The organism is Buchananella sp. 103232 (genome assembly GCF_058725725.1).
On record NZ_JBZXJM010000012.1, the window covers coordinates 25,703 to 39,674 of the forward strand.

14 protein-coding genes are annotated in these 13,972 nt (G+C 62.1%); 5 read left to right on the forward strand and 9 right to left on the reverse strand.

Features of this window, described 5'->3' with window-relative positions:
• Positions 1 to 34: 34 nt before the first annotated feature.
• The 3 genes from AC4PWQ_RS01770 to AC4PWQ_RS01780 all read left to right on the forward strand — a co-directional run bounded on the left by AC4PWQ_RS01770 (position 35) and on the right by AC4PWQ_RS01780 (position 4,678).
• A complete protein-coding gene (locus tag AC4PWQ_RS01770; protein ID WP_492089600.1) occupies positions 35 to 1,429 on the forward strand; it encodes an HD domain-containing protein in 1,395 nt (464 codons plus the stop codon).
• A 173-nt stretch (positions 1,430 to 1,602) separates the two neighbouring features.
• Positions 1,603 to 3,012 (forward strand): IS3 family transposase, encoded by a 1,410-nt coding sequence (locus AC4PWQ_RS01775; protein WP_371164501.1) that lies wholly within the window; start codon positions 1,603 to 1,605, stop codon positions 3,010 to 3,012.
• 64 nt (positions 3,013 to 3,076) lie between these two features.
• The gene (locus AC4PWQ_RS01780; RefSeq protein ID WP_492089601.1) at positions 3,077 to 4,678 is read left to right on the forward strand and encodes an IS1634 family transposase; all 1,602 of its coding nucleotides are present in this window, start codon (positions 3,077 to 3,079) and stop codon (positions 4,676 to 4,678) included.
• A gap of 35 nt (positions 4,679 to 4,713) precedes the next feature.
• Here the strand turns inward: AC4PWQ_RS01780 and AC4PWQ_RS01785 are convergent, their stop codons facing one another.
• The 7 genes from AC4PWQ_RS01785 to AC4PWQ_RS01815 form a co-directional block, all read right to left on the reverse strand.
• Positions 4,714 to 5,250 (reverse strand): Imm61 family immunity protein, encoded by a 537-nt coding sequence (locus tag AC4PWQ_RS01785; RefSeq protein WP_492089602.1) that lies wholly within the window; start codon positions 5,248 to 5,250, stop codon positions 4,714 to 4,716.
• 59 nt (positions 5,251 to 5,309) lie between these two features.
• The gene (locus tag AC4PWQ_RS01790) at positions 5,310 to 5,831 is read right to left on the reverse strand and encodes an Imm61 family immunity protein (RefSeq protein WP_492089603.1); all 522 of its coding nucleotides are present in this window, start codon (positions 5,829 to 5,831) and stop codon (positions 5,310 to 5,312) included.
• Positions 5,832 to 5,890: 59 nt separating this feature from the next.
• Entirely contained in the window at positions 5,891 to 6,433 is a 543-nt protein-coding gene (locus tag AC4PWQ_RS01795) for an Imm61 family immunity protein (RefSeq protein WP_492089604.1), read from the reverse strand.
• A 38-nt stretch (positions 6,434 to 6,471) separates the two neighbouring features.
• Positions 6,472 to 6,999: an Imm61 family immunity protein gene (locus AC4PWQ_RS01800; RefSeq protein ID WP_492089605.1), complete on the reverse strand. Its 528-nt coding sequence runs from the start codon at positions 6,997 to 6,999 to the stop codon at positions 6,472 to 6,474.
• A gap of 59 nt (positions 7,000 to 7,058) precedes the next feature.
• Entirely contained in the window at positions 7,059 to 7,475 is a 417-nt protein-coding gene (locus tag AC4PWQ_RS01805) for an Imm61 family immunity protein (RefSeq protein ID WP_492089606.1), read from the reverse strand.
• A gap of 116 nt (positions 7,476 to 7,591) precedes the next feature.
• Positions 7,592 to 9,163 carry a TNT domain-containing protein gene (locus tag AC4PWQ_RS01810; RefSeq protein ID WP_492089607.1) on the reverse strand — a complete coding sequence of 524 codons (1,572 nt, stop codon included), beginning with the start codon at positions 9,161 to 9,163 and terminating at the stop codon, positions 7,592 to 7,594.
• 247 nt (positions 9,164 to 9,410) lie between these two features.
• Entirely contained in the window at positions 9,411 to 9,857 is a 447-nt protein-coding gene (locus AC4PWQ_RS01815) for a hypothetical protein (protein ID WP_492089608.1), read from the reverse strand.
• 240 nt (positions 9,858 to 10,097) lie between these two features.
• Between AC4PWQ_RS01815 and AC4PWQ_RS01820 the strand changes: the two genes are divergently transcribed.
• Entirely contained in the window at positions 10,098 to 10,388 is a 291-nt protein-coding gene (locus AC4PWQ_RS01820; RefSeq protein ID WP_371151496.1) for a WXG100 family type VII secretion target, read from the forward strand.
• A gap of 149 nt (positions 10,389 to 10,537) precedes the next feature.
• On the opposite strand, the gene groL is transcribed toward AC4PWQ_RS01820, so the two are convergent.
• Together groL and AC4PWQ_RS01830 are read right to left on the reverse strand one after the other, a co-directional pair.
• Positions 10,538 to 12,166 carry a chaperonin GroEL gene (groL, locus tag AC4PWQ_RS01825; RefSeq protein WP_371151495.1) on the reverse strand — a complete coding sequence of 543 codons (1,629 nt, stop codon included), beginning with the start codon at positions 12,164 to 12,166 and terminating at the stop codon, positions 10,538 to 10,540.
• Positions 12,167 to 12,396: 230 nt separating this feature from the next.
• Entirely contained in the window at positions 12,397 to 13,011 is a 615-nt protein-coding gene (locus tag AC4PWQ_RS01830; RefSeq protein WP_371164168.1) for a LytR C-terminal domain-containing protein, read from the reverse strand.
• A gap of 242 nt (positions 13,012 to 13,253) precedes the next feature.
• Between AC4PWQ_RS01830 and AC4PWQ_RS01835 the strand changes: the two genes are divergently transcribed.
• Positions 13,254 to 13,931, forward strand: coding sequence for a uracil-DNA glycosylase (locus tag AC4PWQ_RS01835; RefSeq protein WP_371151493.1), 678 nt, complete (start codon positions 13,254 to 13,256; stop codon positions 13,929 to 13,931).
• Positions 13,932 to 13,972 lie beyond the last annotated feature (41 nt).

Here is a 13,972-nt window from a genome sequence, read left to right on the forward strand (position 1 = left end):
CTTTAACGCTGATAGGCAAGCAAGGGAGTACGCAGTGACTATTGCCGCGTGGTTGCTGCCGGCGTTCATTCGCTCGGTGCAAGCGCTCGGAGCACAGGCCGATGAGGAGAAGATCAGCAGGATTGGTCGGGCCCTCATCGATTCGTGGCAATCTCCCGAACGCACCTTCCACTCCGTCAAGCACCTGGTGGCGGTGCTGGAGCGCCTGGACATTCTGGCCATCGCCTCCCACCACCCCGACGCGCTGCGCGTGGCCGCCTGGTACCACGGCGCCATCTACCGCACCCCGGCCCCCGGGCTCGACCCCCGCAAGTTCGGGGAGGACACCCAGGCCGGCGCCGTGCGGGCCCGCCTGGAGCTGACCGAGCTGCGCGTGCCGCCCGCCATGATCGACTACGTCGAGAAGATGGTGATGAACATCGGCGGGGCAGGCCCGCGCGACGTGGACTGCGCGGTGCTGTGCGACGCCGACCTGGCGATCCTGGGCGCCACCCCGCAGAAGTATCGCGACTACCGCACCAAGATCCGTGAGGAGTACCGCGAGCTGGACCCGCTCACCTACGTGGTGGGCCGCCTGGCCGCGCTGGAGCGGCTGTTGGCGCGCCCCGCGATCTTCCGCACCTCGGCCGGGAAGCAGTGGGAGGAGGCCGCCAGGCAGAACCTTGCCTCCGAGCAGGCCCGCCTGGAGGCCGAGCTTGCCGAGCTGGACCCCGACGGCAGCCTGCGCGCCGAGCTCTTGGCGCACGCCGAGGTGGACGCCGCCGGGGAGGTGCCGGCGCCGGGCGTGCCGGAGGCTACTACGCCGCGTCTGATCGTTGCCCCCCTCCCCCAACCGGTCGCCCCCGCTGCCGTGGCGACGCCTATTCCCGGCGGGCGGGGCGCCCACCCGGCCGTCGTGAGTCCCCCGGTGGACGACGCTGCCGCCCGGCCGACCGCCAAGTCCGCCGAACTCCTGGGCGGTGAGAAGGCGGTGGCCGGAGCTGCTAAGCCGGTGGTAAGCGCTGCTAACCCGGCGGCCGGTGCCGCAAAGCCGGTTGCCGGCACTGCTAAGCCGGTTGCCGCCGACGGCAGTGATGGCGTGCACCGCATGGAGGTGACGCAGCGGATCGAGCCGGTGCCGGGTCTGGAGATCGACAGCACCCAGGCGCTGGCGCCCGTGGTTGCGCCCGCCCCGCAGCGGCGCAGCGTGGCCGAGCTGATGGCGGCCCTGGACTGTCCGCGCGCGGCCGAGGACGACTTCTCCACCCTGGAGACCTGCCTGGAGGACCTGGACGCCTTTGACCCGCGCCCCGCAGCGCCGGTTGCCGCGAAGCGTCCCGCAGCGCCCGTGACCGCTGCCGAGCCGGCAGCGGTGGAGGTGGGTAACGCCGGAGTGCCTGCGGCGGGCGGCGAGGGCCTTGGTGCCGCCACTGACGGGCCAGATCTCTAGGAAGCGAGGGGCGGGCGTCCGTGCCGCAGCCGTGTCCCGCTAGTCGGCTCGTTTGACCTGACTTTTGACACTTGGTATGGAGCTGGGTGGTTTGGGTCGGGTTTTCGTTGATTTTCTGCGGGTGTGGTGGACCGAACCCTTGTTGTTGGACAGTCCTGGTCTTGGGAGGGATTGTGTCGATAGAGGAGCGTTTTCAGCGTCGTTTGATGGTGCTGGATTTGTATGAGCAGGGCTTGCGGGTTAGTCAGTGTGCTGCGCGTGCGGGCGTGTCGTATGAGACAGCACGCCGGATTTGTCGGGAAGCTGATCGTGATGGTTTTGACCTAGCCCGTCAAGAACGCGTGCCGCGTTTCTGGCCGGTAGAATTAAAGACCGAGATCGGGATGAGATGGCTTGCTGGTGAAAACGCGGGCAAACTCACTCGCGAGTACGGACTACCGGCCGGTTCTTACCCGATCATTTTCGGACGCTGGCTAGAGGACAGAAAAATGGTCGACCCTGAAACAAGCGCTAAAGCCGCATACGAGCGCATTAACCGCGCCCAGAAAGCAGGATACCGATTCGAGCATTGGGGTAAATGGCTGCAAGAAATGCGCCACCACATCGAAACAGCCAAGGCTCAAGCCCCCAACGAAGAAAAACGCCAGGCTTTGGACGCGCTACACGTGGAGCTGCTGGAAAAATCTTGTGCTTTGAGGGATGAGGTTGATACGTGGCAAGAGCTCTTGATCCTCTTGGTCACTACCCTCAAAGCCATACACCCGGTATCAAGACTGTGCGCGATCGTGGGGCTTGCTCGCTCGACCTACTACTGGGCCCGGAAACGCTCGAACCAGCCCAACCCGGACCTAGAGGTAGTCAAGGCAGCCTTTGACTACGCCCAAGGCCGCTATGGGTGTAAGCGCATCACCGCGTTGATCGCTCAGGGCTTTGGCAACTACCCACCCCAGGTGTTCAACCACAAGAAGGTCGCCAGACTGATGAGGATGGCCGGACTGAAGGGGGCCTGCCCGCGTCGTAAGCACTACCGTTCGTTTGCTGGCACTCAAGCCAAAATCCCTAACCGTCTCCAACGTCGGTTCCATGCCGACAAGCCCGGTAAATGCCTGGTTACTGATATCACCCAGATTTCCTGGGCGGGCTCCTGGTACTACTTCTCGCCCTTGCTGGACCTGTACAACAACGAGATCGTGGCCTGGCAGCTAGGCAAAAGCGCCACCACACAACTAGTTACCAACATGATCAAACAGTATGCCCAAAAAGCAGACTTGACCGGGACAGTGATCCACACCGACCAGGGCGGGCAATACTTCTCATACGACTACCGCGAGCTGATTGAATCCCTAGGCGCTTGCCAGTCAATGTCTCGTAAAGGCAACTGCTTGGACAATTCCCCCGCCGAAGCATTCTTCGCCCGCCTGAAAACCGAACTAAACCTCAACTCAAACCCCCACGACGACTATGAAAGCCTGGAGGAACTAATCAGCCAATACATCACATGGTGGAACGAAGAACGAATCGTAAGCAAACTACACACAAGTCCGGTAAACTACCGGCAACAACACTACAAACTCACTGTCTAACAAACAGGGGTCAGTCCATGGGGGTTGGTTTGGGTCACTAAGGGGGTGGCTATGATGAGGGTTTGTGAGCCCGTTCATCCGTCAAGTGCGTACTGCCTCGGGGGCCACGGCTGTGCAGATCGTGATCAAGGAAGGCCGGCGTAACAGGATTGTTGAGCACATTGGTTCGGCTCGTACGCCTGGCGAGCTTGCTGCCTTGGTCCAGATCGCACGGGAAAAGCTCCATCCTGGCCAGCTCGAGCTAGACCTGGACCTTTCATCGGGGTGGGCAGACTCCGCGCCGGGTGGCCTGGAGGACTACCGGCAGGCGGCCAGTAGCGCAGCGCGCGTGGTTGGCCACCGTAGCGGCTTGTTGTGGCAGATCCTTTGCGATGCTTGGCGGGATCTTGGCTTTGACCAAGCGGTAGGCGATGAGGCCTTCAAACAGATTGTCCTGGCCCGGCTGATCGAACCCACCAGCAAGAGCGCTATAGCAGCAATGTTGACCAGCCTGGGGCTGGAATCCTTTGACTCACGCACCCACTTTCGTGCCCTGGCCCGTTGTGTGGAGCGTGATTACCGCTGCGCTTTGGCTCGCGCGGCTTTGGCGCATTGCCTGGCGTATGGGGATGTGTCCTTGGTGTTGTACGACGTGACTACCTTGTACTTCGAAGTCGAGGAAGAAGACGCGCTACGCAAGGTCGGTTACTCCAAAGAACGCCGCGTCGATCCCCAGATCCTGGTCGGCCTGCTGGTAGACCGCAACGGGTTTCCCCTAGAGGCCTCCTGTTGGGAGGGCAACAAGTGCGAAACCCATACCCTCATCCCCACCATCGAGGCCTTCAAGCAACGCGCTGGGGTGGAAAACCTGGTGGTGGTAGCTGATGCTGGCATGCTCTCTCGGGCTAACTTGCAAGCCCTCAACGAGGCTGGCTACGGCTTCATTGTCGGGGCCAGACAGACCAAAGCGCCCCTGGACCTCCAAGCGCATTTCTTCTGGCACGGGGACTACTTCACTGATGGGCAGATCATTGAGACCATCACCCCACGCCACGCCGGCAAACAAGAACGCGATCAGCGCCGCAAGGCCGAACCGGTCTGGCACCCACAAACACACCCGGGCTCGTGGCGGGCGATCTGGGTCTACTCATCAAAGCGTGCCGCCAGGGACAACAAGACCCTTACTCTCCAGGAGAACCGAGCTAGAGCCATCGTTGCTGGGGAAAAAGCTATGCGCTCAGCCAGGTTCGTCACCACTAACTCCTCGGGAAGGGGCCTGGATGAAAAGGCCCTGGCCAGGGCGCGGCGTCTAGTCGGGCTTAAGGGCTATGTCACCAACATCCCAGCCCAGGCCATGAGCGCGGCCGAAATTGTGGCTGACTACCACGATCTGTGGAAGGTGGAACAGTCCTTTCGCATGTCCAAACACGATCTACGCGCCCGCCCGGTCTTCCACCACACCCACCAATCCATCCAGGCTCACCTGACCGTGGTAACCGCTGCCCTGGCCATAGCCCGCCACCTACAGACCCGAACCGGCCTGTCCATCAAGAAGATCATCCAGGCCCTCAGGCCCGTCATTGACGTCACCATCAACATCAACGGACACGAACTCACAGCCACCAGCCAACCCCAAGGCCAAGCCGCCAACATCCTGGCCAGCCTCACCAACAAAATGGGTCACTAACGGTGTCAAAAGTCAGGTGCCGCAGCCGTGTCCCGCTAGTCGGCTCGTTTGACCACGTAGTCGCTGAGCAGCGGTGCGCCCGCCGGGTCCATGTAGGACTGGGCCAGCTCACCCACCGGCAGGTCGGCAATGTGGGAGTACTGGACAATGCGACAGTATTTCCCAGTAAAATCTCCCGACATTGTAATGGGGACCGTTGTTCCATCACTCCTGTCCAAGGTGGACCAGGCCGCGCCAAGCGCACGCACCTCGTAACCGCTATTCACCTCGGCCGCGCCGCCTGGCAACTTAATCTCCGGCAAACTCATAAAGTGCCTATGAATCTCTCCAACACGCTTAATGAACCATCTCTCAGCTGCATCTAGCCGAGAACTGAAAAGCTCGGCCCAAATGCTGCTGGCGCGCTCGGAGCCTCCCACCTTATATAGCCCCCGCTCTTTATAAATGTGAATATACAAATCGCCGGCGAAGCCGAACGCATACCCGCTGCCGGACTCCATGTTTGTCGACCTAAACGAGCACGTTTGCATCCGCGCTAACTCTTCCGTGTGGCGGTTGAGAATCCTCCACATCGTTATCTCAACACCCCCTTCGCGTACGTTTCATCGTCAGACCTAATCCTGGCAATGCGTCATCTGCGCACATAGTTGCTGAGGAGCGGTGCGCCCGCCGGGTCCATGTAGGACAGGGCCAGATCACCCACCGGCAGGTCGGCAATGTGGGAATACTCAGCAATGTCGGAGTGCCGCTCGGTAACAGTCCCTAGTACCGCTACCGGCACCTCGGCCCCATCACTCCTGACCAGAGTGGACCAAGCACCCTCGAGCCTGTGAACTTGATACCCCGCACGCACATCACTTAAACTGCGAGGCAATTTAATCATCCGCAGGCCTCTATAGCTTCTGCAAATCTCCCCCATGCGCATTACAAACCATCTCTCAGCCGCGTCAAACTGCGGACTGACAAACTCGACAAACACGTCACCGTCGCGCGACGACTTCCCAACCTTATACCTCCTCTTCTCTCTAAATATGTGAAGATATACATAGTCTGCGTATTCAAACACATACCCACCAGTTCGGCTCGACCACCTCAGGTCACAACCGTGCACGCGCCCCAACTCTTGTGTGTAGCGGTTGAGACTTCTCCACACCGTTATCTCAACACCCCCTTCGCGTACGCTTCATCGTCAGACCTAATCCTGGCAATGGGTCATCTGCGCAAATAGTCACTGAGGAGCGGTGCGCCCGCCGGGTCCATGTAGGACCGAGCCAGCTCACCCACCGGCAGGTCGGCAATGTGGGAGTACTGGACAATGCGACAGTATCTCCCAGTAAAATCTCCCGACATTGTGATGGGGACCGTTGTTCCATCACTCCTGTCCAAGGTGGACCAGGCCGCGCCAAGCGCACGCACCTCGTAACCGCTACTCACCTCGGCCGCATCGCCTGGCAACTTAATCTCCGGTAGGCCCCTGTAGTTCCTATGAATCTCGCCCACGCGTTTTATAAACCATCTCTCGGCGGCATCAAATCGAGAACTGCAAAGCTCGGCAAACACACCGCCGCCACGTGAGGACTTACCGACCTTATACACCCCTCTCTCTTTATATATGTGGAAATAAATATAGTCCCCGAAACCAAACATGTAGCCGCCAGTCTTGCCGGTCACCCCCAGGCTGCAACCCTGCACCCGCGCCAATTCTTGCGTGTAGCGATTCAAAATCCTCCACAAGACCACTTCAGCACTCCTCACGCGTAGACCTCGCCGTCACGCCCAATCCTGGCAATTCGTCATCTGCGCACATAGTCGCTGAGGAGCGGTGCGCCCGCCGGGTCCATGTAGGACTGGGCCAGATCATCCACCGGCAGGTCGGCAATGTGGGAATACTTAGCAATGTCGGAATAGTCCTCCCAAACAGTACCTAGAATCGCCACCGGCACCTCGGTCCCGTCGCTCCTGACCAGAGTGGACCAAGCACCCTCGAGCCTGCGAACTTGATACCCCGCACGGACATCGCTTAAACCTGCGGGCAATCTAATAGTGGGAGACCCGTCGTACGTACGCCGTACATCCCCCACACACTTCACAAACCACCGCTCGGCGGCATCAAGTCTCCGACTGACCACGTATGGAAAGACTGAACGATCACGTGACGCCGTACCAACCTTATAGAGCCCCTTCTCTTTATATATATGGATATACAAATCTCCGGCGTACCCGAACGAGTACCCGCCACCGAACGTGATGTTTGTCGACTTGAATTCGCAATTCGAAATTCGCGCCAACTCTTGTGTGTAACGGTTGAGAGTCCTCCACATCGTTATCTCAACACCGCCTTCGCGTACGCTTCATCGTCAGACCTAATCCTGGCAATGGGTCATCTGCGCAAATAGTCTTTGAGGAGCGGTGCGCCCGCCGGGTCCATGTAGGACTGGGCCAGCTCACCCACCGGCAGGTCGGCAATGTGGGAATACTTAGCAATGTTGGAATAGTCCTCCCAAACAGTACCTAGAATCGCCACCGGCACCTCGGTCCCGTCGCTCCTGACCAGAGTGGACCAAGCACCCTCGAGCCCGCGAACTTGATACCCCGCACGCACATCTTTTAAACCTGCGGGCAATTCAATAGTGGGAGACCCATCATAATAGGCACGCCGCACATCCCCCACACACTTCACAAACCACCGCTCGGCGGCATCAAGTCTCCGGCTCACAAGGTCAACAAACACATCTTCATAACGCTCCGACGTCCCGACCTTATACAGCCCCTTCTCTTTAAATATATGGATAGACAAATCTCCGGCGTACCCGAACGAGTACCCGCCACCGAACGTGATGTTTGTCGACCTGAACTCGCAACCCGAAACTCGGACCAACTCTTGCGTGTAGCGGTTGAGACTCCTCCACATCGTTACTTCAGCACACCTCCCCCCTTCAGGTCAGCCCCGGTCCAGACGATACCCTTAGCCGTTTCAATGAACTGGACCTGAATCCCACCACCTGGAGAACCCAGAGCGGGGGCGATTTCCCCGACTTTGATCATAAACCCGTCTAGCGAGCCAGTTATCTGATACGAATAATGGGGGTGATCGTAGCCGCGCGGATCGATTCCTCGTTTCTCAGCCGAGATGGGCACACCGCCGGGCGCCTCAGCAAAGAACTTCCCACCTGGATGGCCAATCCTATCTAGGTGAAGGTCGTGCCCCGCCGCCAGATACTCCTCCAGGGAGTTATAGAATCTCTCCGTACCTGGAACAAAACCATTATTTGGCGGAAGATCTGGAATCAGGGAGTTGTCTTTTATATTCCACACGAGGAACTCATTCTCCCATTCAACCTGCGACCTGGGCGTTCCGTCCGCCTTCGCCCCGTACCTGAATTCAAGGTCCTCGACAAGGTGAATACTAGATTCCGAATCCCATTGATGCTGCTCAAAATTATCCCAGTGAGTTGTTTTTCCTTCCGGATACTTGAACTTTGCGCGCGATGCTTCCCGCTCGCCCGGCGTCATCATCGCGCGACCTTCGCGAGGCTTCGTCATGTCAATCATGCGTTTGCGAATTTCCATTACGGAGGCATGCATTCTGCGCACAGTCTGAACTGGATGGCGCAACGCTTTTGGTAGCATACGCACTGCGTTCAATCCACCCACAGCAAGGGCCGCGCCTGCCTTGCGGACATTTCTTCCGTAGCCGAACACAAACCCCTTGAGGCTCGCTCCCTTTGTGGCTTTTCCCATCGCGAAGAGAACCTTGGGAGACATGTTCTTGACGGCTCCTGCAGCCCCCCGCAGTCCACCAAGCCCCACGCAGCCAAGCGCGGCAAAACCTACCGACACAACCACCTCGAGCAGCGTTTTTTCTCCCGCCACATACAACACAATGTCGGCCATGGCCGCCACCACCCCAGTAACCGCGGCAATCGCCCCGAACCCTGCCGCAAGTACCGGCCCTACAACTGGAATAAACGCAAAGACCAACGCGAGAATGCCGGCAAACTTTGAGATTGCGCCCGCTACGGCAGATATCCAGCCGATGACCTTGGAGCCCCAGTCATCCCACAAGGAATCTGAAAGACCATCCGCTTCCACAGCCCCCTTGATCGCATCGATCGCGTTCTGTGCCGCCTGATCGCGTTCGCTTACAGCAGTCTGGATCGCCTCAACCTGACGCCCAATCTCCGCTTCCGCGTCCGCAACGTCCTCGTCCGCCCAGCCGGCAAGCCGCGTGTAAAGGGCGTACTGGTCTTGCCCGTGCTCATCGGCTGCCGCCTCGTAGTCCTCGGCAAGTTCCTCGAACTGGCGCCTACGGCGTGTGGCATCCTCCCGCACCGCCACAGCGTTCTGAGCAGCGTAGAGCGCAAGGAGAGTGTCAGACTGCACCTGGTCTAGCCGAAACGCGTAGGTTTCGAGCGCACTACCGGCGCTCCTATAGCGCGCCTCTGCGGCGTTTACGCCGTCCACGATCGTGTCCCGCGTTTCCATGAGCGCCCGCACACTCTCGGCCTGGCTGGAGTCCCCCGCGTCTAGGGCACGCAGATTAGCCGCGCACGCCTTTATCGCATCAGCGACCCCCAGGTAGCGCTGCGCGCCATCTCGAACAACCGCTGGGTCTCCCGGAGTGGGGTCGGCGGGCAGACCAACGGCGCTCCAATCTGTTGGACGCCCGCTCATTGGCTCATCGTGGCATTGGACAGAGGGAGGCGAGGCTTCTGGTCCACACCGGTTCCCACTAGAACATTCCCTTGCGGGCCATGGCGGCGTACCCTGAAATCTCGAGAGAGGAAAGGTACTGGGTGAAGACTTCCGGGTTCTCCCGGTCCTGTTCCCTTAAAGACTCCAGTTTGGCGTCCAGGATGATGCGGTCCGTATTGTTGAAGAACGTGAATCTCACAGGGAAACCCATTGATTTGCTGTCACCGGCGACGACCAGGATGTCGTGCTCCGTGGCTGCAACGCTCCTTCTCAGGTCTCCGTTTACCCTTGCGAGTTCCTCCGTGATCCTGCGGTTCTCCTCGCCTCTCAACCCCACTTCCACCAGGTGGGTTGGGTCGAACTCCGTGTAGAGAATCAACTGTGCTGTCTCCAGGATGAAGTCCCACGTGGAGCGCCACGTACCGTAGAAGTGGTAGCTCGCCCAGACACCATTGTCCGACTTGACAACCTCTTTGAGCCTCACTTTTTCCTCCGATGCCCGCACGGATTACACCTTGAAACTATTGCCAGGCTAACACCGCGCGCGAATGCGCTCTGCGCAATGGGCGTCAGGTGACCGATCCAACGCTTCCTGTGGACGGGCGCTATCCACAGGCACGCCCCAGCCCGCTGCTTCCCGCACTCCGCGCGCTCCCCCTTCTGGGGCCCCTCCTCCCCTGCTTAGCTTTGGGGGCAATCCCCTAACGAGACGGAAGGAAATCCAATGCGTTTCCAAGTTGATTCTGCAGAAGTGGCGGCCGCTGCCGCCCGCACGCGCGCCTCAATGGGCTCCATCTCTGCCGAGGTCTCGGCAATGATGTCCCACCTGACCGCCTTGCAGTCTTCGTGGACCGGCTCCGCCTCCGCTGCCTTCGCTGCGGTGGCGGAGGAATGGCGGGCAACCCAGGCGGTGGTGGAGTCCAACCTCGAGATGATCGGCCTTCAGCTGGACGCCGCCGCCAACACCTACTCGGCCGCCGAGTCCCAGGCCGCAGGCATGTTCGGCGGAAGGTAGCGCCCCGCCCCGGCACGCCGCGCCAATGCGGCTTTGGCCCCGGCAGCTACTGCTGCCGGGGCCAAAGCCTCCTGCGGAGAACCTAGCTCCGTCGTTTGCGTCCGCCCGCACCCCTACCGGGAACCGCGCGAGCCTCCGCTAGAGGGCGATCAGAAGCCGCCCATGCCACCCATGTCGGCGCCGTGACCAGCAGCCGGGGCCTCCGGCTCCGGCTTGTCGGCCACGACGGCCTCGGTGGTCAGGAACAGACCGGCGATGGAGGCGGCGTTCTGCAGCGCAGAGCGGGTCACCTTCACCGGGTCGTTGATGCCGGCAGCCATGAGGTCCTGGTACTCGCCGGTGGCGGCGTTCAGGCCGTGGCCCACGGGCAGGTGGCGCACCTTCTCAGCCACGACGCCGCCCTCGAGGCCGGCGTTGACGGCGATCTGCTTCAGCGGTGCCTCCACAGCCACCTTGACGATGGCGGCACCGGTGGCCTCGTCACCCTCCAGGTTCAGGCCCTCGAAAGCCTTGGTGGCGGCCTGAATCAGGGCCACACCACCACCGGCAACGATGCCCTCTTCGACGGCGGCCTTAGCGTTGCGTACGGCGTCCTCGATGCGGTGCTTGCGCTCCTTGAGCTCCACCTCGGTCGCGGCGCCGGAGCGCAGCACGGCCACACCACCGGAGAGCTTGGCCAGGCGCTCCTGCAGCTTCTCGCGGTCGTAGTCGGAGTCGGTGTTCTCGATCTCGGCGCGGATCTGGGCCACGCGGGCAGCGATGGCCTCGGCGTCGCCGCCACCACCAACGATGGTGGTCTCATCCTTGGTGACAACCACCTTGGCGGCGGTGCCCAGGTGCTCCAGGTCGGCGTTGTCCAGCTTCAGACCAACGGTTTCGGAGATGACCTGGCCGCCGGTCAGGATCGCCATGTCCTGCAGCATCGCCTTGCGGCGGTCGCCGAAGCCCGGGGCCTTGACGGCCACGGACTTGAAGGTGCCGCGGATCTTGTTCAGCACCAGGGTGGTCAGGGCCTCGCCCTCGATGTCCTCGGCGATGATGGCCAGCGGCTTACCGGCCTGCATGACCTTCTCCAGCAGCGGCAGCAGGTCCTTGATGTTGGAGACCTTGGACTCCACCAGCAGCACGAAGGCGTCCTCCAGGACGGCCTCCTGGCGCTCGGCGTCGGTGACGAAGTAGGGGGAGATGAATCCCTTGTCGAAGCGCATACCCTCGGTGACGTCCAGGGACAGGCCGAAGGTGTTGGACTCCTCGACGGTGATCACGCCCTCCTTGCCAACGCGGTCCAGAGCCTCGGCGATCTTGGCGCCGATCTCGACGTCGCCGGCGGAGATGGCGGCGGTGGCGGCGATCTCCTCGGTGGTCTCGACCTCCTTGGCGTCAGACAGCAGCTGGGCCACGACGCGCTCAACGGCCTTCTCGATGCCCTTACGCAGCGCGATCGGGTTGGCACCAGCGGCCACGTTGCGCAGGCCCTCACGGACCAGGGCCTGGGCCAGCACGGTGGCGGTGGTGGTGCCGTCACCAGCGACGTCGTCGGTCTTCTTGGCGACCTCCTTGACCAGCTCGGCACCGATCTTCTCGAACGGCTCGTCCAGCTCGATCTCCTTGGCGATGGACACACCATCGTTGGTGATCGTGGGGGCGCCCCACTTCTTCTCCAGGACGACGTTGCGGCCCTTGGGGCCAAGGGTGACCTTGACGGTGTCGGCGAGGATGTTCAGGCCGCGCTCCATGCCGCGGCGGGCCTCCTCGTTGAAAGCAATGATCTTGGCCATTTACGTTCCTTCACGAATACGTGTGGGTGGTTGGCCACGCCCGCGACGGACGATCTCTTGGGCCGCCACGCGATTGCGGCGCCCCGCCTTACCTCGCGGCTCAACCGGGTTGTCTTGTCACTCCCACCTGGGGAGTGCTAACCCAACTCTGGCACTCTGCCCCCGAGAGTGCAAGTGTGCCCCTCGCGTTGTTCGCGAGGGGCACACCCGTTTCAAGCCGCAGTTTCTCCCTACTGTGTAACCAACACAACGACAACGGGAGCCGACTGCGCGGCGGCAGCGTCGTCCACCACTGCGGTGATACCGAGCGCGGCGGCCACCTCCTTCGCCTCAACGGCGTTGGCCTCACCGGCGTAGTAGACGGTGTTCTCACTCGGGGCGGTGCCCTCAAAGTTCTTGGCCGCAGCGTTGGTGTATCCAGCCGCCTTGGCCTTGTCGGCGGCTCCACCAGCCAGGCCCGCCACGTCAGTGGCGTTGTAGACCACCACGTTGATACTGCGGTCAGCGGGCTCCTCTGCGGGCGCTGCCTCCTCAGTCGGCTCGGCCGGCGGTGCCTGCGTCTCCGCCGGGGCGGTGGTCTCCTCCGGGGCCTGCGCCGCGGCCTCCTCGTTGGACTGCTGCGTGGGAACAGCCGGCGCCACGGCCGACGGCGTGGTGGGGGTGGTCGGGTTGGTGGCCCCCATCTTGGACAGCAGCGCCACGCCCGCCCACGCCACCAGCGGCACGGCCACGATCACGACCAGATAGGGCAGCAGCCCGCGCCACCACGGCTCAGGGGCGCGGTGCACGCCCTCCGGCACGCCTTCTGCGGCGCGATCGAACTCGTCCTCTGGATACTTACTCACGTTCGCAGATTACCGCGCCGCGTTACCTACCGCACGGTGCTGCCCGCGCGTGTTGATTAAATCCGGGCACTTCGCGCCGCTTTCACCCGCCCCGGCGAACCTTACGGACCCCCTTCCGTGGCGAGTACGGACGACGTCCCGCCCGCGCCCCTCCAGGCGACACCGCCCCCGCTCGGACCGCTCCCACCGACGCCGGCCCCAAGGGGCATCCGGGGGCACCCGCAAGCGCTTAGGGTGGTGGGGTGAGTCATTTCCCGCCCCTGACCCAGATAATGGCGCCCGACTGGGCACGCGCATTGGCCCCGCAGGAGGAGGCACTGGCTGCGCTGGGTGACTTCCTGCACGCCGAGCGCGCCGCCGGGCGCCCCTACCTGCCGGCCGGGCAGCACATCTTGCGAGCCTTTTCCCAGCCGCTGCGGGACGTGCGCGTGCTGATCGTCGGGCAGGACCCCTACCCCACGCCGGGGCACGCGGTAGGCCTGGCCTTCTCCGTCGCCCCCGGTGTGGCCCCACCACGCAGCCTGGTCAACATCTACCGGGAGCTGCAAGACGACCTAGGGGTGGCGCTGCCCACCACCGGAGACCTCACGCCGTGGACCGAGCAAGGCGTTTTGCTGCTCAACCGGGTGCTGAGTGTGGGGGTGGGCGAGCCCGGATCGCACCAGGGGCGCGGCTGGGAGGCAATCACGGAGGCTGCCATCCGGGCGCTGATAGCGCGCGGCGGCCCGCTGGTGGCGGTCCTGTGGGGAGCCAAGGCGCAAAGCCTGGCCCCGCTGCTGGGCAGCACCCCGATCATCGCCTCCCCCCACCCCAGCCCACTTTCTGCCTCACGCGGCTTCTTTGGCTCCCGCCCCTTCTCCCGGGTTAACTCGGCCCTTCAGGCCCAAGGGGCCGCCCCGATCGACTGGCGTCTGCCCTAGGTAGCCCGGTTTCCTTACCTGAGCCCCTTCACCGCCGCCCC